The following is a 26,082-nucleotide window of genomic DNA, read 5'->3' as shown; positions in this document are numbered from 1 at the left end:
GGCCCGAGGCAAGCGGATCGGGTGCCTCGGGCCCCCTCCACCCCCGCCTTCGGCGGCGGTCCCCCTCCCCGTTCCGGGGAGGATTTGGGACGCGCCGCGCGCGTTACGTCAGAATTTGAGCGGCTCGGCCAGTTCCTTCACCTGCCACGGCAGGCCATGCTTGTTCAGCATGTCCATGAAGGGATCGGGATCGAACTGCTCCATGTTGAACACGCCCTCGCCGCGCCAAACGCCGTTCAGCATCAACGCCGCGCCGATCATGGCCGGAACGCCGGTGGTATAGCTCACCGCCTGGTTGCCCGTCTCCTCGAACGCATCCTCGTGATCGCAGACATTATAGACGTAGAAGGTCTTTTCCACCCCGTCCTTCATGCCCGTCGCGATGTCGCCGATATTGGTCTTGCCCTTGGTCGTGGTGCCCAGCGTCGAGGGCTCGGGCAGCACCGCCTTCAGGAACTGCAGCGGCACGATCTCGCGGCCTTCGTACATGATCGGCTCGATCGAGGTCAGGCCGACATTCTGCAGCACGCGCAGATGCGTCAGATACTGTTCGCCGAACGTCATCCAGAAGCGCGCACGCTCCATCTCCGGGATGAACTTGGCCAGGCTCTCCAGCTCCTCATGGTACATGAGGTACATGTTCTTCGCGCCGACCTGATCGAACTCGAACACCTGCCGGGTCGAAAGCGCCGGGGTCTCGACCCACTGGCCATTCTCCCAGTGCCGCGCGGGCGCGGTGATCTCGCGGATGTTGATCTCGGGATTGAAGTTGGTCGCGAAATGCTGGCCGTGATCGCCGCCATTGCAGTCGAGAATGTCGAGCGTGCGGATCGTGTCGAGCAGGTGCTTCTTTATGTACATCGCGAACACGCTAGTCACGCCCGGATCGAAGCCCGAACCGAGCAGCGCCATCAGCCCCGCATTCTTGAAGCGATCCTGATAATCCCACTGCCAGCCATAGTGGAACCGCGCCTCGTCGCGCGGCTCATAGTTCGCGGTGTCGAGATAGTCGGTGCCGGTGTTGAGGCACGCGTCCATCAGGTTCAGGTCCTGATAGGGCAGCGCCAGGTTGACCAGCAGGTTCGGCTTCACCTTCTCGATCAGCGCGCTGGTCGCGGCGACGTCATCGGCATCGACCTGCGCGGTGTCGATCGTCACGCCGAAACGCTCCTTGACCGATTCGGCGATCGCGTCGCACTTGAACTGACGGCGGCTGGCGAGCGTGATCTTGCCGAACAGCTCGGGATTCTTCGCCATCTTGTGCACCGCGACCGACGAAACGCCGCCTGCGCCGATTACGAGAACGTCCTTCACGCCTTTGTCCTTCCTCATATGTCCCGGGGGAATGCGGCCCCCATATGGGACCAACGCCCCGGATGCAAAGGGCGAAGCGCGGGCTGGCCCCAAGCCTCTGAATTCCCCTATGACTGCGACATGAGCATGACGATCGGACGCAGGACATTCATCGGCGGCGCGGCGGCGCTGGGGTTCGCGGGACAGGCCGCCGCGCAATCGACGCAGAAGGTCTTCACCCCCGCCCCGCCCTGGCCCCCGCGCGAGACGATGATGCTGTGGCCCAGCCTGCCCCCCGGAACGCCCCCCGGCATCGCGCCGTCGAAGGAGCCGGTCCCCCTGCCGCTCGGCACGCCACAACGCTGGGAAAAGGGCATTCGCCACCCCTATCTCGGCGTGTTCCGCCCGCAGCGGCCTGACGGGCGCGCGGTGCTGGTGATGCCTGGAGGTGGGTATGTATTCGTCAGCCTGATCAACGAAGGCGTGAACGTCGCGCGCGTGCTGAATCCGCTCGGCATCACCGTCTTCGTGCTGGCCTATCGCCTGCCTGGAGAAGGCTGGTTCAACCGTACCGACGTACCGCTGCAGGATGCTCAGCGCGCGATGCGCCTGATCCGCGCCAATGCCGCCCATTACCGCATCGATCCGGCAAAGCTCGGAATTCTCGGCTTTTCCGCGGGCGGTCATCTCGGCGGCACGGTGACCGTCGGCCATGCCGACCCGGTGTACAAGCCGCGCGACACCGCCGACAGCCTGTCCGCGCGCCCGGCCTTTTCCGGCCTGATCTACCCCGTCACCCAGTTTGCCAGCGCCGGCCCCAACAGCCGCTCCGGCCCGAACCTGTTCGGCGGCCCGCCGCCCGCCGGTGCCGCCTCCGCCCGCTTCGACGTCCTCACCCGCGCCAGTCCCGCGATGCCGCCACTGTTCCTGTGCCACGCGGTCGACGACGGCACCGTCGCGGTCGGCCAGAGCATCGCGCTGCTCGAAGCCGCCCGCCGCCACAAGGTGCCGGTCGAGGCGCATCTGCTGGAACGCGGTGGCCACGGCTTCGGCGCGTTGTCGCTGCCGCCGACCAACCCCGGCCACAAATGGCTCGACTGGTTCGCGGTGTGGACGGCAATGCACACCAAGTAAATCCTCCCCGGCACGGGGAGGATCGGTTGCACCCCCGCAACAAATCCGCCACCCTCCCACCCAACCAGGGGGAGGACACACCATGCACAGCGCCATTTTCGGCCCGGTCATCGCACTGATCGGCTGGACCCTCATCATGTGGCTCTGGATGTACGCGACCCGCATCCCGGCGATGAAGCGTGCCAGGATCGACGTCGCGAACCTCACCGGCGGCACCGGCGCGGACCTGCGCGCAAAGATCGAAACCAAGGCGCAATGGCCCGCCGACAATTACAACCATCTGCTCGAACAGCCGGTGCTGTTCTACGCGGTCGCGATCGTCCTCGCGTTGATGGATCAGGGCGACAACCTCAACGCGACGATCGCCTGGGCCTATGTCGCCCTGCGCATCGCCCATAGTCTCGTTCAGGTGACGACGAACCGCGTCATTGTGCGCTTCTCGCTATTCTCGCTGGCCACGATCGCGCTGCTGATGCTGACGGTCCACGCGGCGATGGCGTTTTGGGGCGTGAGTTTCCACTAACCCTATGGTCGTCCCGGGCTTGACCCGGGACAGGGCTTCTCTTTCATCGCGGACAATGGCAGCCCAGCCCCCGCTCAAGGCCGGGGCGACGGGTTAGGGAAACAGGCGGGCGAGACTCCGCTCCAGCATCATCAGCTGCCACAAGGTCCGCCCATGCTCGGCGCGCCCTGACCGATGCTCCTCCGCCAGCCGCGCGATCGCCTTGGGCTCGAACCACCCGCTCCCGGCCAGCACCCGCGAGCGCGCCAGCCCCGCTGCATCATCCGCCAGCGCCTTGCGGAACCACGCCGACACCGGGGTCACGAACCCCATTTTCGGGCGGTACAATATGTCCTTCGGCAGATACGGCTCCAGCGCCTTCTTCATCAGCCATTTGCCCTGCCCGCCCCGGATCCGCATCGACGCCGGCAAGGTCGCGGCGAACTCGACGAAGCGATAGTCCAGCAACGGCTCGCGCGCCTCCAGGCTCACCGCCATGCTGGTCCGGTCCATCTTGGTCAGGATGTCGCCGGGCAACCAGTGCTTGAAATCGGCATATTGCGCGCGGTCCAGCCCGTCGCGCGCAGGGGCCGCGCGCATCGTGTCGACGTAACGCTGTTCGGCGCGATGCTCCCCCAGCGTCGCGCGCGCCGCGTCGGTATAGAGTCCGAACCGCACCCCCGGCGTCGTCACCCCCACCGCCGTGGCATAGGCCGCCCCGCCCTCGTCGGCCAACGCCAGCAGCGTCGTCTTCGCGCGCAGCGGTCGCGGGGCCCAGTCCGCCTTGGGGTAGACCCGCCCCAGCGCCCCGAACACGCCGCGCACGGAAGACGGCAGCACCGAGCGCACCCGCTCCTCCGCCGCGTGGAACTTGTACCGCCGATAGCCCGCGAGCGCCTCATCCGCCCCGTCCCCCGACAGCGCCACCGTCACGCTCTCGCGCGCCAGCTCGCACACCCGGTACGTCGCCAGCGCTGAGGCATCCGCGAACGGCTCGTCGAAATGATGTACCAGCGTGTCGATCAGGCTGAAATCATCCGCCGCGACAGTCTTCACCCGGTGCTGCGTCGCGAAGCGCTCGGCGATCAGCGCGGCGTGCGCTGTCTCGTCATAGCCTGCCTCGTCGAAGCCGATGGTGCAGGTCTTGACCGCCGCACGGCTCGCCTCGGCCATCAGCGCGACCACCGCGCTCGAATCCACCCCGCCCGACAGGAACGCGCCCAGCGGCACATCGGCGATCATCCGCGACCGCACCGCGCTGCGCAGATGGTGGATCAGCTCCGCCTCCAGATCGCGCGCCGATCCCTTGGCCCGCTGCGAAAAGTCGATGTCCCACCATTTGACCGGCGCAGGCACGGGCTTGCCGCGTTCGAGCAGCAGATAATGGCCGGCGGGCAGCTTCTTCACCCCCCGCCAGCACGCTCGCATCGTCGGGGACGTAGCCCAGCCCCAGAAAATCCTCGACCGCCGTAAAGTCGGGCGCGCGGCGGAACAGCGGATGGGCGAGCAGACCCTTGATCTCCGACGCAAACGCCACCGCCCCGTCCGACAATTCGGCATAGTGGAGCGGCTTCACCCCCATCCGATCGCGGGCGAGCAGCAGCGATTGCTTGCGCGCGTCATAGAGCGCAAAGGCGAACATGCCGTTGAGCTTGTCCAGCAGCCCCACGCCCCATGCGCGCCAGCCGTGCAGCAGCACTTCGGTATCGCTCTGGCTGACGAACGCCGCTCCCTTCGCCTCCAGATCGGCCCGGACTTCCTGAAAATTGTAGATTTCGCCGTTGAAGCTGACGATCACGTCACCCTCGGGCGTCGCCATCGGCTGTCCGCCACCCGACAGGTCGATGATCGACAGTCGCCGATGTCCCAGCCCGACGCCCGGCGCCGTCCACACCCCTGCGCCGTCCGGCCCGCGATGCACCAGCGCATCGGTCATTGCCCGCACCCGCGCGGGCTCCACCGGCTTCGGGGTTCCCGGATAATAAAGGCCAGCTATGCCGCACATCAGTCAGTCGTTCCCCGCCCGATTTGTTGCACGGCTTTCGCGGGGATGACGATGGGGCGCAAGCCTCACGCGCGCAATTCGCCGCTCAATCGACTCCCGCCGCCCGATCCGCCAGCACGTCCACCGGCGGCATCGCGCCCAGAAACCGCTTGATCGCCGCGCGTGTCGGCAGTTCGCCCTTCTCCGCCGACACCATCACCGCGACCGCACGGTGCCGCCCGCCGAGCAGCTTGGCCTTCAGCGTCTCGGCCTTCACCCGCGACGGGCTGCCTGTCACAGCATCGCCGACGCGATACCAGGTCACGACCTCACGCTCGACCGGCCCGGGTGCGGTCATCCGCAGCGCGCTCCCACCCTCCAGCGTCGGCAGATCCTCGATCCGCACCCAGCTGTCATTCTCGCGGATTGCGCCCTGGCCAAATCCGACCAGTTCCTTCCCCTCGCGCTGGCTGGCATAGACCGCCAGCACCAGATCGACCTGCGCGCCCATCCCGTCCGAATAGCGCGTCATCACGAAATGATCGGCGCCGGGGAAATTGGGCTTCCACACCGCGCGGCTGCTCAGCGGTACTTGCGTCCACCCTGCGACCTGTGGGGCGGCAACCTTGGCAGGCAGCGTATCGGCCCGCGCCGCGATCACCGCCGCCCACGCCATGAACAGGCTCACCACTGTGAGCGCCACCAGCGCCACCACCGCCGGCATCTGCGCCGTCCCCGGCCAGCGCGCCTGCAACTTGGCGGGATCGAACCACGGCGCATCGGGGTCGCGGTCGAACCATTTCCACCCGATCGCCAGCACGCCGGCCATCACCGCGCCGAAGAACACCCAGCCATAGAGGATGTGGTCGAACCCCGTCGCCGCCTCGACCGACGTCAGATAGGCGGCATAGACCGTTCCGAACGCGCGAAATCCGTTGGCGATGATCGGCACGATCAGGGCCACGGCCATGAACGCCACGCGCCGGGTCCAGCGCGTGTAGCAAACATTCGCCACCAGCGCCCCGTACGCGATCATCGCGATCACGAACTTCGCGCCCGAACACGCCTCGGCCACCTCGAAATAGCCATTGGGGGTGGTAATCAGCACACCATCGACATGCGCCGGCACACCGAACAGGTCGAGCAGCGGCACCAGGATCGCAACGGTCAGATCCTGGAGCGGCTTTTCCAGCCCCTCGCCGAACGGCACCAGAAAAATCATATATGCCAGCGGAAACGCCAGCGCGCGCACCACATTCGGGCCAAGCAACGCGACCACCGCGCCCTGCATCATCGCCACCAGCCCGAGATGCCGGAACAGCGCGACTCCCGCCGCATCGCCCAGCAGCCACGCGCCCGCGCCACCAGCGACGACAACCAGCCCCGGCCACCAGGCTACAGGCGGCACCTTGGTCAGATCGACCCGCCGCTGCCACACCAGCCACGCCACGACTGGCGCGACGAACAGGCAATGACCGAACGTCGTGTTGGTCCAGTAGATCGCAGTCAGGTCACTGACATCGCCCCGGAACAGCAGCAGCAGCACCGCCCAGACGCCCGCCAGCATCGCGCCATGACGCTGCCAACGGGCATCCAACAGGTGCGTCGCCGCCACTGACATCGCCGCGCTCGCCACGGTCACGCCGCCGCCGGGCGTTCCAGCCGCCTGTCATTGCGGCCGCGCAGCCCCATGATCTCGTCGAGCACCGCCAGCCGCGCGTCCCAGCTATAATGGTCGATCACCCGCTGCCGCGCGAGCGCGCCGAATGCCGTGCCCGTCGCCGGATCGGACAGGATGCGGGTCACCGCGTCGGCGATCTCGCCCACCGTCTCACCGACCTCGATCGTGCCGCCATGGTCGATGCCGGTCGCGGCGGCACCCGAAGCGACCACCGGCCGCGCCATCGCCATCGCCTCCAGCACCTTGTTCTGGATGCCGCGCGCCAGCTTGAGCGGCGCGACCACCACCGATGCCGCGTGTAGCCAGGGGCGGACATCGGCGACCTCGCCGGTCACCATCACGCCCTTGTGCTTGGTCAGCGCCTTGACCGCATCGGTCGGCTTGCGCCCGACAATGGCAAAACGCGCATTGGGGTGGCGCAGACGGATATGCGGCAGGATCGTCTCGACGAACCAGGTCACGCCTTCGATATTCGGGCGGTAATCCATCTGGCCGGTAAACACGATCAGCTCGCCCATCGTGTCGATGCGCTTGAACTGCGCGCCGGGGTCGAAAATGCCGGTGTCGATGCCGTTGCCCACCGCATGGACACGGTCGGCACCCGTGCGTTGCTCGAACAATTGTGCTTCTTCGGCGCTGACGAACAGACTGGCGTCGGCGCGCGCGGCAATTGCCCGTTCATGCGCGCCGAGCAGCCGCGCCTCGCGCCGCATCATCCATCCGGTAAAGCCGCGGCTGGTCTCGCCGTAACTTGCGAACTTCGCCGAATCCATGTCGACGAAATCCATGATGACCTTCTGGCGCGGACGCAGCGGGACATATTGCGCCATCTGGCTGGAGAAGACGTAGATCGTGTCGATCGCGTGCCGCGCGAGCATCGACTCCACCGCGCGATGCACCTCCGCATTGTCGAACGCGGTCAGCGATACCGGGCGGTGCGAGAGCAGCGACTGCATCCCCGCCAGCGCCTGCGGCTTGCTGCGCCACACGATCTGGCGGTTGCCCGTAAGCTTGGCGAGGCCCGACTTGCGCTTGAGGTCCGCAGGGTCATCGGCGAACGCCACCAGATGCACGCGCTTGCGCTCGCTCAGATAGCGGATGATGTTGAACGCGCGAATCTTGTCGCCGCGGTCGGGCGGGAACGGCACGCGATGCGCCAGGAACAGAATATCGCCCATCAGCCGAGCCCCCGCGAAATCCACGGCCCGACGCGGTTGGCGATGGCGAGCGGCAGCTTGCTCCAGACTGCGACCTGCAGCCGGTATTTGGGATTCAGCGGATTGGCGTCGCGGATCACCGCACCCTCCGCCACGCGGTCATAATAGGTCAGCGGCTGCGGCTCGAATCCCCAATTCTTCTTGAACGCCGCCGCGCCCGTGCCGACCTTCGACCGGCCGAAATCGAACCGGGTACAACCGCGCTCACGCGCATGGCGCATCAGCTCGAAATACATGCGATCATTGGCGCGCAACCGACGCGCCTCCGCCGTGCCGCCGCCCCAATAGGGAAACACCGTCCGCCGCCAGTATAGACTCAACACAGCGGACACTGCCTTACCCCCACGCCGCACCACCAGCACGTCGGCGGCGCTACCAAATTCCTGCAACACTTCCGTGAACAGCGCACGCGGAAAAACGGGGGTACCCAGATTGCGCACGCTTTCGGCATAGACTGCATAGTGCGCGGCTACATCGACGGGATTGCTGCCGATCGTGACGTCGAGCTCGGTGTCGAGTGCCTTGCGCACCTCGGCGCGCTGCTTGCGCGGGATGGCGAGCAGTTCGGCATCGTCATCCTCGGCGAGCGGGCGGACGAACCCCAGATAGTGGCTGTCGTCGACGGTCCATTCCGGCCCAGGCCGCGGCCCGCCGCGGACCTCGACGCTCGGGCAGCTCAACTGCTGCGCCAACGCCCAGCATTCGCCCGCCAGCGCCTCCGCAACTGCAGGCTTGTCGGCAAGGATACCCCCGCCCACGCCGAATCCCGCCGACGCCAGCACTCGCCCGAACAAGGGTGAATGGAGCTCGGTCAGCGGCATTACCCCGACGATCCCGAACTCGCCGCGCTCGGCAATCAGATAATGGTTGCGCTGCCCGCACCCCTTGGCCACCGCCGCGCTCCATGCGGGCAGGTGAAAGGGCGTCGCATCGGGATGCTCATGGACATAGGCACCGATCCGCGCACGATCGATCGTGTCGCTCAGGTCGGCAACGCGCAGCGTCAGCGGGCGCAGCTGGATCGGCGCGTTCACGCCGCCGCCTCCAGCACCGGCACGCTATCCAGCAATGCCGCCTCCGCCGCCGCCACCCGATCGGTGCGGTCCCAGCGATGCGCCGCGAACAGCGCCTGCAATTTCCCCGCCATCGCCCCCAGCCGGCTGTAGTGCCGCAGCTTCGACTTGAGCGGCGCGTTCTCCACACGCGGCTGGCCCGGATCGACCTCCCAGGGATGGAAGTAGAAGATCGCCGGCTGCCCCTGCGCATTCATCGCGCGGATCGCGCCCTGCACGACGCTGCTGGGCAACAGTCGGAAAAAACCCGCCCCCGGTCGTCACCTCCCGCCCCAAGAACCGCGCGGTGGTCACCGGCAGCTCGACCAGCTCGCTCCCCGCCACCGGACGATATGCCCGGCGCGGCGCATCGGCCCAGCCATAATGGTCATGGCCGATCGGCGCGACGCTCGACGAATAGGCATAGCCTTCCTCTGCCAGCACCTGATGCGCCCAGGGGGTGCGGACATCGATAGAGAAGCTCGGCGCGCGATATCCGCTCACCTTCTGTCCGGTCGCATCCTCCAGCACCGCGCGCGCGCGGTTGATATCGGCGCGAAACTGTTCCGGCCCCATGGTGAAGACGCGTTGATGGTCCCAGCCATGGCTGGCGACCTCATGCCCCGCATCGGCGATCCGCCGCATCAGCGCGGGATAGCGCTCGGCCACCCAGCCGAGCGTAAAGAATGTCGCCTTGACCCCGCCCTCGCCGAACAGCGCCAACACCTTGTCGGTATTCGCCTCGACACGATGCTCCAGCGACGCCCAGTCGTCGCGCGCGATCACCGTCTCGAACGCGCCGACCTGGAACCAGTCCTCGACATCGACCGAAAGGGCGTTGGCGACCATCGTCAGGCAGCGGCTCCCCGCCGCGTCGGTCGAGCATCCTCGACCTCGATGAAATCGACCATCAGCGTCAGCACGCGACGCAGCGCCGCATCCTGTTCCTCAAGCCGTGCCTCGAGCCGCGCGAGCTGCGCCGCCATCTCGGGGTCGACCACAGGAGCTGACGCCGGTGCAGCCGCAGGAGCCGCCGGAGCGGAAACCTCGCGCCGCAACGCCTCCCGCGCGGCCTGTGCGGCTTCGGGCGGTGCCGGAACCGGAGCGGGTGCCGGTGGCGGTGCCGGGCGCGCCGGAGCCGAAGGTGGCAGCGCCCCGGACAGATCGCCCTCCAGATCGGCGATCACCGCCTCGACATCGGCGCCGGTAAAGCTGGTAATTTCCTCGATCGCGCCGAGCAGCAGCACCCGGCCTGCGAGCAGATTGACCTTGCGCGGAATCCCGCCCGACCAGCGATACATCGCCGCGACCGCATCGTTGGTGAAGCGCGGCTTGCCCCGCCACCCGACGCAGGACAGGCGGTGGATCAGATAGGGCTCGAGCTCGTCCGCGCCCATCGGGTCGAGCTGGTGCATCGCGATCACGCGCTGGCGCAGCTGGTCGAGCCGCGGATCCGACAGTCGCCCGCGAAACTCGGGCTGGCCGAGCAGGAAGATCTGCAGCAGCGGATAGCCGCCCGCCTGAAATTGGAGAGCATGCGCAGCTCTTCCAGGCTCTCCAGCGGCAGCGCCTGTGCCTCGTCGACGATCAGCAGCGTCCGCCGCCCCTGCCGCGCCACGGCGTGAAGCTGCTTCTCGATTCCCGCGAGCATCTGCGCCTTGGTCAGGTGGGTCGCATCGATGTTCAGCCCTGCCGCAACCATCTGCAACAGGTCTTCGGCCTCGATCTGGGTCGTGACGATCTTGATGACGTGCAGCCGCTCGGGGTCGATCGTCTCCATCAGGTGACCGACCAACGTCGTCTTGCCTGCACCGGGCGCACCGGTGATGACGATGAATCCTTCGCCCTGGCTCAGGCCATAGCCGAGATAGGCCATCGCCTTTTTATGCGTGACGGTATCGAACCAGAAGGCCGGATCCGGCGTCAGCTGGAACGGCCTCCCGCTCAGTCCATAATGGTCGTCGTACATCATGCCATCCCTGGACCAAAAACCTTCAGAAACCGTAGCGAAGGCCGAGCTGCGCCTGCGCCTGGGTGTTGCTTCCCTCCCCTTCGACTTCGAAGGTGGAGATCCCGAGCGAGGCGACCGCGCTCAGCGGGCCGAAATTATGATAGTAGGAGCCGGCCGCGCCTCCGCCCATCACGCCCGGCGCGCCGGCGATGCCGCTCTTGTAATAGTTGATGAACATGTTGCCGTTGACCCCGGACCTGGCGCTCAACGCGCGTGCGGCGAACAGCTGGGCATAATAGGTGTCGTCGCTGCTGCCGGCCAGCACCGAACTACCCGCAGGGACCAGATAGGTCCGGTTGGCATAGCCCGCGCCGAAGCCCAGCGTCGTGCGACCGGCGTTCATCGCCAGCACGCCCGTCACGCCGCGTGCGCGATAGTTGGCGCTGGCGACCGAGCCGAGCGTGTTGGTCAGGCATCCGCCCGCCGCGGTGCCGCTGTCGCCAAAGATGCAGCCGTCAAACTGGTCGCCGAACGCGTCGGTCGGAATGTTGAAGCTGGTCGGCAGCGCCGCAAGGTCGCTCGCCAGCTGGCGGCCAAAGCTCTGGACCGAATCATACACGCCGACCTGCAACCCGGAGCGCCGCGAAATTTGCCACTGGAGCGATCCGGTATAGCTCATCGAATCGTACCGACGGCCCGCCCGCGCCTCCAGCATCAGCCGGGCGTTGGGCTTGTAGATCACGCCCGCGTCCCAGAAGATCCCTTCGATCTCATAAGCGATGCGCGGCGGCGATGCCGGATCGGTGACGAATCGCCCTGCGCCGTCGCGCACGATCGCGCCGGTCCCGTCGCGCAGCGCGTCCTTCTGGGTGATCTCGATTTTCTCGTAACCGACGCCACCGACGACCGCGAGTCCCCGACCGATCGGCAGCACCGCGTCGGCGCGGCCATATTTGCCGTCGAACTTCTGGTCGAGTTGGCTCATCCCCTCGCGCTGCCACGCGCCGGCAACGCTCAGGCCCACGGGCAGGATCGTCCCCGCCTTCACCCCGGCGCGCACCTGCGCCAGATGGTTGGTGGCGCTGTCGAACACGTCGACCGGCGGCGCGGCGGGATCGATCGACGAGATCGAGGGCGCCTCGACCTTGGTATAGCCGAAACGATAGGCAGCGCTGAGGCTCGCCGGGCCGTTGCCGGTGTGGAACGTCGGCCCCCCATAGACCGAATAGACCTGGGCCGTGTTGCGGACATTGCCCGCCAGATTGGTCGGCGCATCGCCGCGCATGTCGCTGCGCGCGCGCGTCGCCAGCGCACCGCCCTCAACGGTAAAGCCCGGCGCGACCTTCACCGCGGCGCGCGCAAGGCCGCTATGGGTGTCCTGATCCGCAAGATTCTTCTGGTAATCTAAGCGGCGCTCATATTTGTACGAAAGCTGCACCTCGACCCGGCGAGTCTGGATCGACGCATCGACCCCCGCGCCGATGGTGGAATAGGTCAGCACCTCGCCCCCGCCCGACAGGTCAGCGACCAGCACCTGCCCCGCATCGACATAGGGGGTGATCTGCTTGCGCTTGTCCTTCGCCATTGCGGGCGCGGACATCAGGGCGGTGACGGCAATGGCCGCAGCGAACAACCTCATTGGTCGGCTTCCCCGTAATAGGCGCCGTAACTCCCGAAGCGGCGGCCATTGGGCTGGATGGAAACACTGTTGAGCAACAACTGGATATGGTCGCACCCGTCGAGCAGCCCGACCGCGTCGCGCAGCTCGCTCTCGCGCGTGCGGTCGGCGCGGACCACCAGCATCACCTGCCCGACATGGCTGGCGAGCGCGCTGGCCGGCGATGCGGCAAGAATCGGGGGCGAATCGAAGATCACGATCCGGCGCGGATTGGCCGCCGCCAGCCCGTCGAGGATTGCATGCGCCCGCGCACTGGCGAGCAATTCGGTATCGGCGACGCTGCGCGTACCGGCCGGTAGCACCGACAGCTGCGGCACATCGGTGTCGATGATGCAGTCCTCGACGTTCGACACCGCACCTGACAGCGCGTCGAGCAGGCCGGGGCCGTCGGGTGCGCCGAGTCGCTGGAGCACGTCGGGCTTGGCGAAATCCGCATCGACCAGCAGGATTTCGACATCCTTCTCTGCGGCCATCGAAAGCGCCAGGTTGATCGCGCAAAACGTCTTGCCGTCGTTCGGCTTGGCCGAGCAGACCAGGATCATCCGCGACCGGTCGTCGGCACCCTCGCCGCCCGTCGCACGGATCTGGCGCGCGGTGGTCAGCAACTGGCGCTTCGCCAGCCGGAATTCCTCGGCCAGCGCGGTCACCGTCGCACCCGGCACCAGCATCCCGTGGTCGGCCAACTTCCGCCGGTCGATCGCGACGCGACGCCGCGCGCCAGCCTGCTGATCGGGCTGAGCGACGGGTGCCACCGCAGGACGCACCAGCGGCGCACGCGGCGCCTCGACCGCACCGAATACGGGAATGTCGTGGCGCGGCTTCGTCGCGGGCGCATGCACAGGAGCGACCTGCTGCGCCGCCTGGCGCTGGACGTGCGCCTGGTGCGCCGCGGCCCGTTCCACCAGCGATCCGCCAAGGCGTTTTGGGGTCTGGTCGTTCATGGCCTGCCCCTCACGCGCTCATGCCGCGCTGGAGCATTTCAAGCCCCAGCAGCGCTACCCATGCGACGACCAATCCTGCGGACGCCGCTGCAAACATCTGGAATCGCTTCCGGCGCAATGCGGTCTGCGCCCCGGTCACGACTTCGCCGATCGAACCGATCACCGGCATCCCGCTCATCTTCTCGAGCCGCGCGGTGGTCGGGAACGTGCCCGCCAACTGGCTGAGGCCGAACGCGACGGCAACGCCGGCGCCTAGTCCGACGATCAGCACGCCGGTCAGCAACAGCGGCCGGTTGGGCGCGGTCGGCGAACGCGGCGCAGTCGGCGGATCGATCACGTTGAACTTGACCGCATCGGCCTGGCCTGCAGCCTGGCTGCGCAATTTCACCTGCTCGCGATCGGCGAGCAGCTTGTCATAGGCGGCCTTCATCACCTGATAGTTGCGGTCGATCTCGGCCTGTTCTTGCGCTGCGGCGGGGTCGCCAGCGATCTTTTGGTCGATCGCGGCCATGTCCGCCTCGATCTGCGCCTTGCGATTGGTCAGCGCGGCAACCTGCGCCGACTTGTCGGCCTGCATCGCGCGCAGGCTCAGGTAGAGCGGGTTGGCGCTCGCCCCCCGCCGCCGCCCGAATAGACCGGCTCGCGTCGCGCCGCGCTCTGCGCCGCCGACAACTGGCTCTTGAGCGCGATGACGTCGGGGTGATTGTCGGTAAAGCCGCGCGCGCGCGCTTCGGCGAGCTGCCCCTGGATCGCAGACAGCCGCGCCCGCGCCGGCCCGGCCACGGCACCGCCGCCGCCAACGCCCGCGACCGTCGCTGACGTGCCCGCCATCTGACCGTTGACTGCTGCTAGACCGCTCTGCGCCGCCGCCAGTTCCTGATTGACCTGCGCCAGTTGCGCACGCGCCGCCGCCAGCCGCTCGGCAAGCGTGCCGGTCCCGGGCAGCGAGCCAAGATAGCGGGTCTGGAAATCCGCCTTCTTGGCCTCCGCCTCCTGCAATGCCTTCTGACGCTGGGCGAGCTGTTGGTCGAGAAACTGGAGCGACTGGCTCGCCTCGTCGCGGATCGTGCCCAGATTGTCCTCGACAAAGATGTCGATCAGCTTCTGGACGATCGTGCGCGACAACTTGCCGCTGTCCGCCGTCGCGGTGATCTCGAACAGATTATCCTGCTGCGCAGTAATCTTGATCTTCTTCTGCAAACCCGCGACCCGGTCCGCGACATCGCGGTCGGTTGCGACGGTGTTGGCGAGGTCGGTGCCGCGCACGACCTTTTCCAGATTGGTCGCACTCGCCAGCGTGGTGCGGACGCGGTCGATATCCTTCTGCTGTTCCTGCTGGGTTGCGATGCCCTCACCGGGCAGGATCGAACGCAGCTGAACGAAGACGCGCGCGCGGCTCTCATACTGGTTCGGGATCTGCGACACGACGAGCCAGCCCGCCAGGCAGACTGCCCAGGCGACGGCCATGGCAATCCAGCGGCGTTGCCACACGCCGTGAAGTGCCGTCCTGATCTCGTCCCACAATCCCCCACCGGGCGGTCTCCGTCTGGTTAGAACATGCTCTCGGGAATGATGATCACGTCGCCCGGCTCCAGCCGGACATTCGCGCTGGTGTCGCCATTCTTGAGAAGGTCGGACAGGCGCACCTTGTATTCGCGCTGACGCCCGCTTGCCTTGTCGTAACGGACCAGCCGCGCACGATTGCCTGCGGCGAATTCGCTGAGCCCTCCGACCGCGATCATCGCGTCGAGCAGGGTCATGTTGGCGCGGTAGGGCAGCGACGCGGGCTTTTCGGTCGCACCCACGATTCGGATCTGCTGGCTGAACGTGCCCGAGAAACTCTTGACCACGACCGACACGATCGGATCCTTGATATATTCGCCCAGCGCATATTTGAGGTCGTCGGCCAGCATCGCCGGGGTCTTGCCGACCGCCGGCATGTCGCTCACCAGTGGCGTGGTGATGCGGCCATCCGGGCGGACCTGCACCTCAGCCGACAATTCCTGGTTGCGCCACACGAAGATCTGCAGCGTATCGAGCGGGCCAATGACATATTCCTCGCCCGGACCCTCACGGCTGGCGACGAAGGTTGTCGTGGGCAGCTCCGGACGGTTCCCACCGCCCATACAGCCCGAAAGCGCCGCCGCCATCATCAGCGGAAGCGCCACGCTCTTTCCGGAGTTCCCCAAACGCATCACTCTCGAACCTCCTGACGCCCGTGCAGCCCCGGCGTCCCGGGACAACGTGCACGAACAACCGCTTTGCTATGGCGGCGGGAGGTAAAGATATTGTTAGGAACGACGCCGCTGGCGGCGTGGCGTCACCGTCAGGCGACGATTTCCGCCGCCGGGCCGTGCCCCAGGAACCCTGAGGGACTGGCGCTCGCGCCATAGGCCCCGGCCAGGAACAGCGCGACCACATCCCCCACTTGCGCCGGCGGCAGCGCCACCTTGTCCCCAAGTCGATCGAGCGGGGTGCAGAGCGGGCCAACCACCGAAACCGTTTCGGTTGTCTCCGCGCCCATCCGCCCTGCAATCGCAATCGGGTAATTGCGCCGCACTACTGTGCCGAAATTCCCCGACGCCGCGAGCTGGTGATTGAGTCCGCCGTCACAGATCAGGAAAATCTCGTCCCCGCTGACCTTTCGGTCGACTATCCGGGTCAGATACACGCCGCACTCGCCCGCGATCCACCGCCCCAGCTCGATCGCATAGGCTTGATCCGGCTCCAGCACATCCGCCAGCCGTTCGCCGACCAGCGCGATATCGACGGCAGTATCGCCCGAAAAATATGGGATGCCGAACCCGCCGCCGAGATTGACCAACGGTGCTTTCGCTCCCGCCGCCTCCGCCAGTTCCCGCGCCAGCCCCGCCGTCGCCGCCTGCGTCTCGCAGATCGCGTCGCTGTCCAGCGCCTGCGACCCGGCAAAGATATGGAACCCGCGCCAGTCCGCGCCCGCCGCGATCAATCGCTTCACCAGCGTCGGCACGCGGTCTGCGTCGATCCCGAACGGCGACGGTCGCCCGCCCATCTTCATGCCCGAACCCTTGAGCTCGAACGACGGATTGACCCGCACCGCCAGCTTGGGCGTCACACCCAACCGGTCACCTATCGCCAGCGCGCGATCCGCCTCGCCCTCGGACTCAAGGTTCAGCGTCGCCCCAGCAACGATCGCAGCCTCCAGCTCCGCATCGCGCTTGCCCGGTCCGGCGAAGCTGATGTGACTCGCATCCTTGACCGCCAGCGCCTTGGCCAGCTCGCCTCCCGACGCTACATCCAGCCCGCCGACCAGCGGAGAAACTGCTTGCAGAAACGCTGGTAACGGATTGGCCTTGATCGCAAAATGAATTTCGACCGCACCCGGCAACGCCGCCCGCAGCTGCCCGACCCGCTCGCGCACGATTGACGCGTCATAGACGAACAGCGGCGTCCCCGCCTGCGCCACCCAGTCGCCCGCCGACCGCCCAGCGATCCGCAACTCCCCGCTCTGCCCCGCAAAATAGGGCGGGATCGGTCCCATCGGCTTCATGCCAGCATCTCCGCCTTCAACCCGCTCCGGTCGAGCTTCCCATTCGCATTGCGCGGCAGTTCGTCGCGCCACACATAGCGCGTGGGCTGCATGAAGGCGGGCAATTCACGCCGCAACCGCTCGCGCAACGCCGCCTCCGCCGCGTCCGCCTCGCCCCGCGCCACCGCGATCACCACCACCGCCTGCCCCAGCCGCGCGTCAGGAACGCCCAAAGCTACCGCCTCCCGCGCCTCGCCCCCGGCCAGCACCGCCTCTTCGACCTCGGTCGGGCTGATCCGGTTACCCGAGGATTTGATCATCTCGTCATCGCGCCCGACAAAGCGCAGCAGCCCGTCTGCGCCCTCGACCACCGTATCCCCCGAAAAGACCGCCATCCCGCCATAACTGGACCCCGCCGGCGCAGGCTTGAACCGCAACGCAGTCCGCTCCGCATCCTGCCAATAGCCTTGAGCGACCAGCGGTCCGGCATGGACTAGCTCCCCCGCCTCGCCCGGTGCCGCGCGCGTCCCATCGGGGCGCACCACCAGAATCTCCGCGAACGGAATTGCCCGCCCCATCGACTCCGGGTGCGCATCGACCAACGAAGGGTCGAGATAAGTCGACCGAAACGCCTCGGTCAGCCCATACATCGGGAACAGCGCTGCCCCAGGAAACCGCGCCCGCAACCCGCGCACCATGCCAATGGTCAGCGCCCCGCCCGAATTGGTCAGCCGCTTCAGCTTCGCCGCCACCGCCTCCGGCCACTCCGCCTCCAGCAACTGCGTCCACAGCGGCGGCACCCCTGCAATCGTGGTGGCGTCATGCCGGTCCACCGCCTTGATCACGTCGCGCGCGGTCAGATAATCGAGCGGGATCACCCGCCCCCCCGCGGCCCAGGTCGACAGCAGCTGGTTCTGCCCATAATCGAAGCTCAGCGGCAGCACGCCCAGCACGCGATCCTCAGGCGTCACCTTCAGATAATGCGCCACGGTGATCGCACCGAGCCACATGTTCGCATGGCTCAGCATCACCCCCTTGGGCCGCCCCGTCGATCCCGACGTATACAGGATCGCCGCCAAGGCATTCGGATCACGCTTCGAGTAGTCCAGCCCCGCGCCCGCCAGCGGCGCATCGGCGTCGAACACGACGCGGCACCCCTCGGGCACATCGCCGTCCTCCAGCGTCCCCGCCCGCGCGCTTTGCGTCAGCAACAGCCGCGCCCCGCTATCGGCCAGGATATGCGCCACCTGCGCGCGCTTGAGCACCGGATTGACCGGCACATGCACCAGTCCCGCCCGCGCCGCCGCCAGCGGCATCACGCACGCATGGCGCGTCTTGGGCAGCCAGGTCGCGACGCGATCCCCGGCGTTCAGCCCCCGCGCCCGTAACCACAGCGCCAGCGCCGCCACAGCAGCCTCGAGCTCTGCATAGCTCAACGTCCCCGCGCGATCCTCCAGCGCAACCGCGTCGGGAGCACCGCGCGTCGTCAGCGCGTCGATCGGATAGGGCGTCGGGTCCAGTTCAACCATCGCGTCTGCATATCCCGCATCGGTTAACGATACAGTGTCTATTCCCACCCTACTTGGCATAGCGGCGTCCAGCCGGTAACGGGCGCGAAAACAACCGGGGATTTGGGGCCGTGCAGCCTGACGGATATCATGAGGTCGAAGAAGCTGTGCGCGGCGTATTGCGCGACGTGCTGGGCATCGACGCCGCCCGCGCCGCGACCTTTACGGAGGCGACGCCCTTGTTCGGCGCGCTCCCCGAACTCGATTCGATGGCGGTCGCCGGCGTGCTGACCGAGATCGAAGACCGCCTCGGCATCATCATCGACGACGACGAAGTCGATGGCGACATGCTCGAAACCTTCGGCGCGCTGGTCCAGTTCGCCGCGTCCAAGGCGCTGACCTGATCCGCGCGACCAGCTACGATTGGGCCGGGGGCCGCGAAGCGATGCTCCGCTTCGGCCCCGACACCGGCCCGGTCGTCGTCGTCGCGCTCCCCCTGTTCGAAGAAGCCAACCGCACCCGCGCCTTTGCGGTGAGCATCCTGCGCGCGCTGGCGGAGCGCGGCATTGCCGGGGCGCTGCCCGACTTGCCAGGGCAAGGCGAGAGCCTGACGCCAACGCACCAAACCGATCTCGCCAAATTGGGCGCAGGCTTCGCCGCCGCAGTCGCCAGCCTCGCCACGCCCATCTTCACCCTCGCCATCCGCAGCGGCGCCCTGCTCGACGCCGACGCGCAGGTTACCTCCCGCTACCACCTCTCCCCGATGACCGGCGCAGACCTGCGCCGCGAACTCGTCCGCGCCCGCCAGGCCTCGGCCCGCGAATCCGGCGAGAACTTCGACCCGACCAGCCTCGACACCGCAACCGACCCGGTCGAACTCGCGGGCAACCTCATCAATCCCGCGCTGCTCGCCCAGCTCACCAACGCCACGCCGTCACTCGAGCAAACCCGCACGGTCCGCCTCGCCACCGAAGCCAAGCCCGCCGACGCCAAGCTCCCCGGCAGCCCGCTCTGGCGCCGCGCCGAGCCCGATAACGACCCCGCCTTCGCGAAAGCCGTCGCCGACGACATCGCAGAGTGGATCGCCACATGCGTCGCCTGACACACTTCCAATGCGCCGGCGAAACCCTCGCCGCCACGCTCGACGAAGCCGCGGGCACCACCGGCCTGCTGATCGTCTCGGGCGGCAATGAAATCCGCATCGGCGCACATCGCGGCATGGCCGAACTCGGTGCCATCATCGCCGCATCGGGGCATCCGGTATTCCGCTACGACCGTCGCGGGATCGGCGATTCATCCGGCGAAAACAACAGCTTCGAATCCACCGCGCAGGATATTTGTGAAGCCGCCGCCGCCTTCCGACGTGAAGTGCCCCAGCTCACCCGCATCGTCGCCTTCGGCAATTGCGACGCCGCCAGCGCGCTGATCCTCTTCCACGCCGGTGCACCCATCGACGCGCTGATCCTCACCAACCCCTGGACGATCGAACCCGGCGCGGACGGCAACGACCTCCCCCCGCCGCCGCAATCCGATCACGCTATATCGAAAAGCTCAAAAACCCCCGCGAACTGCTTCGCCTGCTCACCGGAGGCGTCAATATCCGTAAACTTTTCAGTGGCTTGGCCAAGGCATCCGCCAAACAGTCTCAGCCGCCGACCAGCCTCCCCGCGCGCCTCGCGGCATCGCTGGCGGTCGCAAAAGCCCCGGTCACGATCCTCCTCGCCGAACGCGACAACACCGCCCTCGCCTTCGCCGATCACTGGAAGAGCGCAGCCTTCACCCCCGCCCGCGCCCGCCACACCCTCACCACCTGCCCCACCGACAGCCACAGCTTCGCGCGACCGCAGGACAAGGCATGGCTGACCGATCAGGTACGCGCCGCACTCCGGCCCGAATAAGTTAGGGTGCCTCTCCCAAGGGTGCTATGCTGCCAGCGGGCAGCTTTTACCCATTCTTCAATTGCCTGGACGTCGCTACCCGGGGATGGATCGCTCACCGCGAACCTCCGGCCTTTTTGGGCCATGCCAATGGATTCCGCGCCGTCACCGTCATCGACCCCCAACAGCCTGGGGATCGCGCTGGTCATCTCGTCCGCCACGCCGCTGCTCTTGCTGGGCAAGGATTTGGTCGTCGAGGCCGCGAGCCGATCCTTCTGCAGCGCCTTCGAACTCGACCCGGCACAGGTCGTGGGCCTGGAATTGTCCGCGCTCGGCCATGGTGAATGGGCCGCGCCACAGCTTCGCTCGCTGCTCTGTGCGACGATGACCGGCAGTGCCGCGATCGACGCCTATGAGATGGATCTGGTCCGCATCGGCCGACCGACCTTATGCCTGATCCTGAACGCACACCTGCTCGAACATGATGGTGCTGACAAACGCCAGATGGCGCTGGCGGTGCTCGATGTCACCGCGATCCGTCAGGCGAAGAAGGCAAAGGCGGATGCCGAGCGCGAAAAGGACATCTTGCTCCGCGAGTTACAGCACCGCGTCGCGAACAGCCTCCAGATCATCGCCAGCGTGCTGATGCAGAGCGCCCGGCGCGTCCAGTCTGACGAGGCGCGGCTGCACCTCCACGACGCCCACCACCGCGTCATGTCGATCGCCACACTCCAGCGCCAGTTGGCGGTGGGCACACCGGGCGACGTCAAGCTGCGATCCTATCTCAACGATCTGTGCGAGAGCATCGGCGCATCGATGATCTTCGACCACAATCTGACGCGAATCGACGTCATCGTCGATGACAGCAGCACCAGCGCCGACATATCGGTCAGCCTCGGCCTGATCGTCACCGAACTGGTCATCAACGCGCTCAAACACGCCTTCCCAGACCGCACCACACCCGGCTGCATCACCGTCGAATATTGGAGTCGCCCGACGGGGTGGAAACTCACCGTGTCCGACGACGGCATCGGCATGCCCACCGGCAGCGAAGCAAAGAAATCGGGCCTTGGCACCGGCATCGTCGACGCGCTGTCAAACCAGCTCGACGCCACCGTCATCGTGACGGACACCGCCCCCGGCACGCGGGTGGCGATCACGCATCTGGGGAAGGTCTAGCCGCGCAGGCTGCCCCAACTCGATCGTCGCCCCGGCCTTGAGCCGGAGCTGGGCTTCCCAGTGAACCGCACGAGACAGCCCGGCCCCAGGTCAGGCCCGGGGCGACGAGGTGAATGGTGGGGCTTTCCTACAACATGTCGAAACGCGCATAGACTGATCGATGCGCCACCGACTCGCCCTAGCCTGCATGGATCGCCGAGGAAGGCGCGCGCTCGCGCGTGACAACCCGCCTATTCTGTCAGCTTCGTCACCCAATGCTGACAGAATCGCCCGCGTTGCCCTGAACTTCGTCAGTTTCCCCGGGTCACGCCGCGACGTGCGCAACCGCCTCGAAGTCCGCCTCGGCCAGAAAGCGCTCAGCATCCAGCGCCGCCATACAACCGGTGCCCGCCGCGGTGATCGCCTGGCGATAGACCTTGTCCATCACGTCGCCGCACGCGAACACGCCGGGCACGCTGGTGCGCGTCGTCCCCGTTTCGACGGTGATATAGCTGTCGGCGTCCAGCTCCAGATGCCCACGGAACAGCTCGGTCGCCGGGTGATGGCCGATCGCGACAAAGCCGCCCTCGACATCTATGCTCGACTCTTCGCCGGTGACGGTGTCGCGCAGCTTCAGCGCCACCAGCCCCTCGGGGTCGCCGCCGCCGACGAACTCCACCACTTCCTTGTTCCACAGTGTCTTGACCTTGGGGTTGGCGAACAACCGCTCCTGCAGGATCTTCTCGGCGCGCAGCGTGTCGCGGCGGTGGATCAGCGTGACGTCATGGCTGTGGTTGGTCAGGTACAGCGCCTCTTCGACCGCAGTATTGCCGCCGCCGATCACCGCGACCTTCTTGCCGCGATAGAAAAATCCGTCGCAGGTCGCACAGGCCGACGCGCCCTTGCCCTTCATCGCCTCTTCGCTGTCGAGGCCCAGCCACTTGGCCTGCGCGCCCGTCGCGATCACCAACGTATCGCCCGAATAGACGGTGCCGCCGTCGCCGATCAGGCGGAACGGACGGCTGGTCAGATCGACCTCGACGATCGTGTCGTACATCATCTGCGCGCCGACATGCTCGGCCTGGGCCTGCATCTCCTGCATCAGCCACGGCCCCTGGATCACCTCGCGAAAGCCGGGATAATTCTCGACATCGGTGGTGGTCATCAGCTGTCCGCCGGGCTGGATGCCCTGCACCACGATCGGCGCAAGGCCGGCGCGCGCGCCATAGATGGCGGCGGACAGGCCGGCGGGGCCGGAACCGAGGATCAGCATGCGGGTCGAGTGGGTGGCGGTCATTCTCAAATCCTGTTGCAGCCCCTGAACGGGGTGGCGGTGCCGCATCTAGGGGGTCGGCACCGCCGATGGCAACATGGGTGGTGTACGCCGCGCCGCCAGCAAAGCGATTCTGTTGTGGACGAAAGCCGGTTGAAGCCGCGCGTCGGGCTGGGCAGACTGGCGGCATGACACTCCGCCGCACCCTGCTCGCCGCAGCCCTGCTGCTCCCGTTCCCCGCACTGGCGCAGACCGCCGCGCCTGCACCGACTCCCACACCGACGCCCGCGCCGAAACCGGCAACGCAGAAAGTGGCGCTGGACACCAGCTTCGGGCGCATCGTGCTGGAACTGGAGACCGAGCGTGCGCCGATCACCGCCCGCAATTTCCTGCGCTATGCCGATCAGAAGCGGCTCGACGGCATCGCCTTTTATCGGACGGTCAAGGTCGCCGACAAATTCGGGTTCATTCAGTTCGGGATCGACAACGATCCCAAGCGCATACTGCCGCCGATCAAGCATGAGCCGACCACGGTGACCGGGGTGAAGCACGTAAATGGCGCGATCAGCACCGCCCGCCTCGCTCCCGGCACCGCGCGGGGCGAGTTCACGATCAGCGTCGGGGATCAGCCCTCGCTCGATGCCGATCCGTCGAAACCCGGCGACAATCTCGGCTATGCCGCGTTCGGCAAGGTGGTCGAGGGGATGGATGTGGTGTGGAAGATTCTCGACGCCCCGACCTCACCCACTGCGGGCGAAGGCGTGATGAAGGGGCAGATGCTCAGCCCCAGGATCAAGATTTTGAAGGTGTCGCGCGTGCCTTAGAACGCGCTGAACAGGATCAGGACGAACAGCCAGAAGAGGAGTGAACCGCACACGACCATCAGGAAGCCCGCGCCGGCGGGCATGGCGTCGTCCACTTGATCGACCCCGATCAGTTCGCGGTCATCCGCGGCGGCGATCTCGCGATAAGAGGGCATGGCAACTCTCCACTGGATGTTGCCACACTGCCTTGTTGGGACCGCAGCGGCCATATCGGGAAAGTGCGATGGGGATTCTACGGGGGTCGGCATTAACCCCGAAGCGCGACCTGGGCCGCGCTTCGGGGTGCCCGATCACTGGGCCGGCTTGACCTCAAGCCCAGTCCACTTGGCCGCAAAGGCCCAGAGGTCGGAGGTTTCCTCGATCACCTTGTCGGTCGGCTTGCCCGAACCGTGGCCGGCGCGGGTCTCGATGCGGACGAGGTGCGGCTTGGGGCCGATATCCGCCGCCTGCAGCGCGGCGGTGTATTTGAAGGTGTGCCCCGGCACCACGCGGTCGTCGGTATCGGCGGTGGTGGCGAGGATCGCGGGATAGGTCTTGCCCGACGCGATGTTGTGATAGGGAGAATAGCTGCGCAGGATCTTCCAGTCGGCTTCCTTCGACGGATAGCCATAGTCGTCGACCCAGTACCGCCCGGCAGTCCAGCGGTCGAAGCGGAGCATGTCCATCACGCCGACCGCCGGCATCGCCGCCGCGAACAGATCCGGGCGCTGATTGACCACCGCGCCGACCAGAAGGCCGCCGTTCGATCCGCCCTGAATTGCAAGGCCGTCCTTCTTGGTGATCCCCTGAGCGATCAGATACTCGCCCGCCGCGATGAAGTCGTCGAACACATTCTGCTTGTTCTTGAGGCGCCCGCCGTCGTGCCACGCCTTACCATATTCGCCGCCGCCACGGATGTTGGCGAGGACGAACACCCCGCCCTGCTCCATCCACGCCAGCCGCGCGGCGCTGAACGCCGGGCCATAACTGATGTTGAACCCGCCATAGGCCCAGAGCAGCGTCGGTGCGGGACCGGTCACGTCCTTGCGCTTGACCACGAACATCGGGACCTTGGTCCCGTCCTTCGAGGTGAAGAAGCGCTGCTCGACGCCATATTTGCTCGGGTCGAACGCGACCTTGGGCTTGGCCCATTCGGTCGCCTTGCCGGTCTTGACGTCGTAGCGATAGACGGTGGTCGGCATGTTGAAGCTGGTGAAGGCGTAGAAGGCTTCGTTCTCGTCCGGATCGCCGGTGAAGCCCGCGACGCTGCCGATGCCGGGCGTCGCGACCTTGCCCAGCAATTTCCCGTCGAGCGAATAGCGGCGCATCTCGTCCTTGGCATCGACCAGATAGCTGACGAACAGCTGGCCGCCGACGATCCCGGCTCCCTCCATCGTCGCCGCATCCTCGGGGATCAGGTCGGTCGCGACCGGATTGGCCGCGGCGACGTCCATCGTCACCACCTTCTTGCGCGACGCGCCCTTGTCGGTGGTCCAGAAGAACTTGCTGCCGATATTGCCGGCGAGGCTCCACTCATTCTCCAGCCCCTTGACGATCGTCCGCGGCCTGGCGGCAGGGTCCTTGAGGTTCAGGATCGTGATCTCGTAGCGGTTGTCGGTCCCCTCGGTCGTGGTGATGACCAGCCAGCCGCCGTCATCGGTAACCTGCGCGAAATGGCCGCGCTTGGGCGTTTCGGGGGTCGCGTAGATCAGCTTGTCGGCGTCCTGCGACGTACCGAGCTTGTGGAAATAGACCGCCTGATTCTCGTTCAGCGCCTGGAAGGTCTCGCCCTCCTTCACCGCCGGGAAGCGCGAATAATAGAAGCCGCTATTGTCCTTTGCCCAGGCAAGGTTGCTGAACTTGATCCACTTGACCTCGTCGTCCAGCGTCTTGCCGGTGGCGACGTCGAGCACCTTGACGGTGCGCCAGTCCGACCCACCGTCCTGAATGCCATAGACCAGCAGCTTGCCATCCTCCGACGGCACCCATTCGGACAGCGCCGTCGCGCCGTCCTTGGCCCAGCCATTGGGGTCGATCAGCACGCGGCCCGGAGCGTCGAGGCTATCGCGGACCCACAGCACCGACTGGTTCTGAAGCCCGCTATTGTGGCTGTAGAAATAGCGATTGCCCTTGCGGGTCGGGACGCCGAAGCGTTCGTAATCGAACAGCTGCTTGATCCGCGCCTTGAACACATCGCGGCCGGGCAAGGTGTCGAGATAGGCGTCGGTCACCTTATTCTGTGCCGCGACCCAATCCGCCACTTCCTTGTCGTTGCGGACGTCGTTTTCGAGCCAGCGATATGGGTCGGCGACCTTCTCCCCGAAGCTCTCGTCGACGACATCGACGCGGCGGGTGTCGGGATAGGCGATCGGGGCGGTCATGGTCGGCGCGGACTCCGGGCTGGCGGCGGCGATGGGGGTAACGAACAACAGCGGCAGGGCGAGAATCGACGCGCGGCGCATTGGTATCTCCTGAAACGGAAGCGCCTTACCCTATTGCTACACCGTGCCGGGTCAAGCGGG

The 26,082-nt window shown here is 66.6% G+C and carries 19 protein-coding genes and 4 pseudogenes; 7 read left to right on the top strand and 16 right to left on the bottom strand.

The genetic code is table 11. The features are described from left to right. Window positions 1-108 precede the first annotated feature (108 nt). Window positions 109-1,314 carry a saccharopine dehydrogenase family protein gene (locus LRS12_RS15535; RefSeq protein WP_257845313.1) on the bottom strand — a complete coding sequence of 402 codons (1,206 nt, stop codon included), beginning with the start codon at window positions 1,312-1,314 and terminating at the stop codon, window positions 109-111. Between the two features lie 120 nt (window positions 1,315-1,434). Here LRS12_RS15535 and LRS12_RS15530 point away from each other — a divergent pair, with 120 nt between their 5' ends. Both LRS12_RS15530 and LRS12_RS15525 read left to right on the top strand, forming a co-directional pair. Then, window positions 1,435-2,427, top strand: coding sequence for an alpha/beta hydrolase (locus LRS12_RS15530; protein ID WP_257845312.1), 993 nt, complete (start codon window positions 1,435-1,437; stop codon window positions 2,425-2,427). 82 nt (window positions 2,428-2,509) lie between these two features. Continuing rightward, window positions 2,510-2,950: an MAPEG family protein gene (locus tag LRS12_RS15525; RefSeq protein ID WP_257845311.1), complete on the top strand. Its 441-nt coding sequence runs from the start codon at window positions 2,510-2,512 to the stop codon at window positions 2,948-2,950. A gap of 93 nt (window positions 2,951-3,043) precedes the next feature. On the opposite strand, the pseudogene LRS12_RS15520 reads toward LRS12_RS15525, so the two are convergent. From LRS12_RS15520 to LRS12_RS15465, 12 genes and pseudogenes are all read right to left on the bottom strand, one after another. Then, a pseudogene (locus tag LRS12_RS15520) lies at window positions 3,044-4,934 on the bottom strand (XrtA/PEP-CTERM system amidotransferase). Between the two features lie 85 nt (window positions 4,935-5,019). Then, window positions 5,020-6,534, bottom strand: coding sequence for an exosortase A (xrtA, locus tag LRS12_RS15515; protein ID WP_257845531.1), 1,515 nt, complete (start codon window positions 6,532-6,534; stop codon window positions 5,020-5,022). Window positions 6,535-6,551: 17 nt separating this feature from the next. Then, window positions 6,552-7,772 carry a TIGR03087 family PEP-CTERM/XrtA system glycosyltransferase gene (locus tag LRS12_RS15510; RefSeq protein WP_257845310.1) on the bottom strand — a complete coding sequence of 407 codons (1,221 nt, stop codon included), beginning with the start codon at window positions 7,770-7,772 and terminating at the stop codon, window positions 6,552-6,554. Further along, window positions 7,772-8,845, bottom strand: coding sequence for a FemAB family XrtA/PEP-CTERM system-associated protein (locus tag LRS12_RS15505; RefSeq protein ID WP_257845309.1), 1,074 nt, complete (start codon window positions 8,843-8,845; stop codon window positions 7,772-7,774). Before LRS12_RS15505 ends, LRS12_RS15510 begins: the two co-directional genes overlap by 1 nt. Next, window positions 8,842-9,712: pseudogene (locus LRS12_RS15500) on the bottom strand (XrtA system polysaccharide deacetylase). The gene LRS12_RS15505 and the pseudogene LRS12_RS15500 overlap by 4 nt, the downstream one beginning before the upstream one ends. A gap of 2 nt (window positions 9,713-9,714) precedes the next feature. Then, a pseudogene (locus LRS12_RS15495) lies at window positions 9,715-10,832 on the bottom strand (AAA family ATPase). 25 nt (window positions 10,833-10,857) lie between these two features. After that, the gene (locus LRS12_RS15490; protein WP_257845308.1) at window positions 10,858-12,414 is read right to left on the bottom strand and encodes a hypothetical protein; all 1,557 of its coding nucleotides are present in this window, start codon (window positions 12,412-12,414) and stop codon (window positions 10,858-10,860) included. 35 nt (window positions 12,415-12,449) lie between these two features. Next, complete coding sequence (locus LRS12_RS15485; RefSeq protein WP_257845307.1) at window positions 12,450-13,433, bottom strand: AAA family ATPase; 984 nt, start codon at window positions 13,431-13,433, stop codon at window positions 12,450-12,452. A 10-nt stretch (window positions 13,434-13,443) separates the two neighbouring features. After that, window positions 13,444-14,957: pseudogene (locus LRS12_RS15480) on the bottom strand (XrtA system polysaccharide chain length determinant). Window positions 14,958-14,983: 26 nt separating this feature from the next. Further along, complete coding sequence (locus LRS12_RS15475) at window positions 14,984-15,586, bottom strand: XrtA/PEP-CTERM system exopolysaccharide export protein (RefSeq protein WP_374581310.1); 603 nt, start codon at window positions 15,584-15,586, stop codon at window positions 14,984-14,986. A gap of 173 nt (window positions 15,587-15,759) precedes the next feature. Beyond that, window positions 15,760-16,962, bottom strand: coding sequence for a pyridoxal-dependent decarboxylase, exosortase A system-associated (locus LRS12_RS15470; protein ID WP_257845305.1), 1,203 nt, complete (start codon window positions 16,960-16,962; stop codon window positions 15,760-15,762). After that, the gene (locus LRS12_RS15465) at window positions 16,959-18,470 is read right to left on the bottom strand and encodes an acyl-CoA ligase (AMP-forming), exosortase A system-associated (RefSeq protein ID WP_257845304.1); all 1,512 of its coding nucleotides are present in this window, start codon (window positions 18,468-18,470) and stop codon (window positions 16,959-16,961) included. Before LRS12_RS15465 ends, LRS12_RS15470 begins: the two co-directional genes overlap by 4 nt. A 110-nt stretch (window positions 18,471-18,580) precedes the next feature. On the opposite strand from LRS12_RS15465, the gene LRS12_RS15460 reads away from it, so the two are divergent. The 4 genes from LRS12_RS15460 (at window position 18,581) to LRS12_RS15445 (ending at window position 21,505) form a co-directional block, all read left to right on the top strand. Further along, window positions 18,581-18,853, top strand: coding sequence for an acyl carrier protein (locus LRS12_RS15460; RefSeq protein WP_257845303.1), 273 nt, complete (start codon window positions 18,581-18,583; stop codon window positions 18,851-18,853). Between the two features lie 41 nt (window positions 18,854-18,894). After that, a complete protein-coding gene (locus tag LRS12_RS15455) occupies window positions 18,895-19,551 on the top strand; it encodes a hypothetical protein (protein WP_257845302.1) in 657 nt (218 codons plus the stop codon). Continuing rightward, a complete protein-coding gene (locus LRS12_RS15450; RefSeq protein WP_308223027.1) occupies window positions 19,539-20,312 on the top strand; it encodes a hypothetical protein in 774 nt (257 codons plus the stop codon). The genes LRS12_RS15455 and LRS12_RS15450 overlap by 13 nt, the downstream gene beginning before the upstream one ends. Before the next feature lie 164 nt (window positions 20,313-20,476). After that, window positions 20,477-21,505 carry a sensor histidine kinase gene (locus LRS12_RS15445; RefSeq protein WP_257845301.1) on the top strand — a complete coding sequence of 343 codons (1,029 nt, stop codon included), beginning with the start codon at window positions 20,477-20,479 and terminating at the stop codon, window positions 21,503-21,505. A 304-nt stretch (window positions 21,506-21,809) separates the two neighbouring features. Here LRS12_RS15445 and trxB read toward each other — a convergent pair whose 3' ends face one another. Next, window positions 21,810-22,781: a thioredoxin-disulfide reductase gene (gene trxB / locus LRS12_RS15440; RefSeq protein WP_257845300.1), complete on the bottom strand. Its 972-nt coding sequence runs from the start codon at window positions 22,779-22,781 to the stop codon at window positions 21,810-21,812. A gap of 164 nt (window positions 22,782-22,945) precedes the next feature. Here trxB and LRS12_RS15435 point away from each other — a divergent pair, with 164 nt between their 5' ends. After that, window positions 22,946-23,581, top strand: a complete 636-nt coding sequence (locus tag LRS12_RS15435; protein WP_257845299.1) for a peptidylprolyl isomerase — start codon at window positions 22,946-22,948, stop codon at window positions 23,579-23,581. On the opposite strand, the gene LRS12_RS15430 is transcribed toward LRS12_RS15435, so the two are convergent. Next, window positions 23,578-23,736, bottom strand: coding sequence for a hypothetical protein (locus LRS12_RS15430; RefSeq protein ID WP_257845298.1), 159 nt, complete (start codon window positions 23,734-23,736; stop codon window positions 23,578-23,580). The genes LRS12_RS15435 and LRS12_RS15430 overlap by 4 nt on opposite strands. Window positions 23,737-23,871: 135 nt before the next feature. Then, window positions 23,872-26,022, bottom strand: coding sequence for a prolyl oligopeptidase family protein (locus LRS12_RS15425; protein WP_257845297.1), 2,151 nt, complete (start codon window positions 26,020-26,022; stop codon window positions 23,872-23,874). Window positions 26,023-26,082: the final 60 nt, after the last annotated feature.

Source organism: Sphingomonas sp. J344 (genome assembly GCF_024700005.1).
In the GTDB taxonomy this organism is placed as follows: Bacteria; Pseudomonadota; Alphaproteobacteria; order Sphingomonadales; family Sphingomonadaceae; genus Sphingomonas.
The sequence above is the reverse complement of the archived record's forward strand: the minus strand, read 5'-3'. Positions and strand labels throughout refer to the sequence as shown.

Excerpts from the sequence above, each read along its gene's own strand:
- LRS12_RS15525 (WP_257845311.1), top strand. The coding sequence starts at position 2,510 with ATGCACAGCGCCATTTTCGGCCCGGTCATCGCACTGATCGGCTGGACC.
- LRS12_RS15455 (WP_257845302.1), top strand. The coding sequence starts at position 18,895 with ATGCTCCGCTTCGGCCCCGACACCGGCCCGGTCGTCGTCGTCGCGCTC.
- trxB (WP_257845300.1), bottom strand. The coding sequence starts at position 22,781 with ATGACCGCCACCCACTCGACCCGCATGCTGATCCTCGGTTCCGGCCCC.
- xrtA (WP_257845531.1), bottom strand. The coding sequence starts at position 6,534 with ATGTCAGTGGCGGCGACGCACCTGTTGGATGCCCGTTGGCAGCGTCAT.
- LRS12_RS15490 (WP_257845308.1), bottom strand. The coding sequence starts at position 12,414 with ATGTCCGCGCCCGCAATGGCGAAGGACAAGCGCAAGCAGATCACCCCC.
- LRS12_RS15485 (WP_257845307.1), bottom strand. The coding sequence starts at position 13,433 with ATGAACGACCAGACCCCAAAACGCCTTGGCGGATCGCTGGTGGAACGG.
- LRS12_RS15470 (WP_257845305.1), bottom strand. The coding sequence starts at position 16,962 with ATGAAGCCGATGGGACCGATCCCGCCCTATTTTGCGGGGCAGAGCGGG.
- LRS12_RS15435 (WP_257845299.1), top strand. The coding sequence starts at position 22,946 with ATGACACTCCGCCGCACCCTGCTCGCCGCAGCCCTGCTGCTCCCGTTC.
- LRS12_RS15475 (WP_374581310.1), bottom strand. The coding sequence starts at position 15,586 with ATGATGGCGGCGGCGCTTTCGGGCTGTATGGGCGGTGGGAACCGTCCG.
- LRS12_RS15465 (WP_257845304.1), bottom strand. The coding sequence starts at position 18,470 with ATGGTTGAACTGGACCCGACGCCCTATCCGATCGACGCGCTGACGACG.
- LRS12_RS15510 (WP_257845310.1), bottom strand. The coding sequence starts at position 7,772 with ATGGGCGATATTCTGTTCCTGGCGCATCGCGTGCCGTTCCCGCCCGAC.
- LRS12_RS15430 (WP_257845298.1), bottom strand. The coding sequence starts at position 23,736 with ATGCCCTCTTATCGCGAGATCGCCGCCGCGGATGACCGCGAACTGATC.
- LRS12_RS15450 (WP_308223027.1), top strand. The coding sequence starts at position 19,539 with ATGCGTCGCCTGACACACTTCCAATGCGCCGGCGAAACCCTCGCCGCC.
- LRS12_RS15530 (WP_257845312.1), top strand. The coding sequence starts at position 1,435 with ATGAGCATGACGATCGGACGCAGGACATTCATCGGCGGCGCGGCGGCG.
- LRS12_RS15445 (WP_257845301.1), top strand. The coding sequence starts at position 20,477 with ATGGATTCCGCGCCGTCACCGTCATCGACCCCCAACAGCCTGGGGATC.
- LRS12_RS15425 (WP_257845297.1), bottom strand. The coding sequence starts at position 26,022 with ATGCGCCGCGCGTCGATTCTCGCCCTGCCGCTGTTGTTCGTTACCCCC.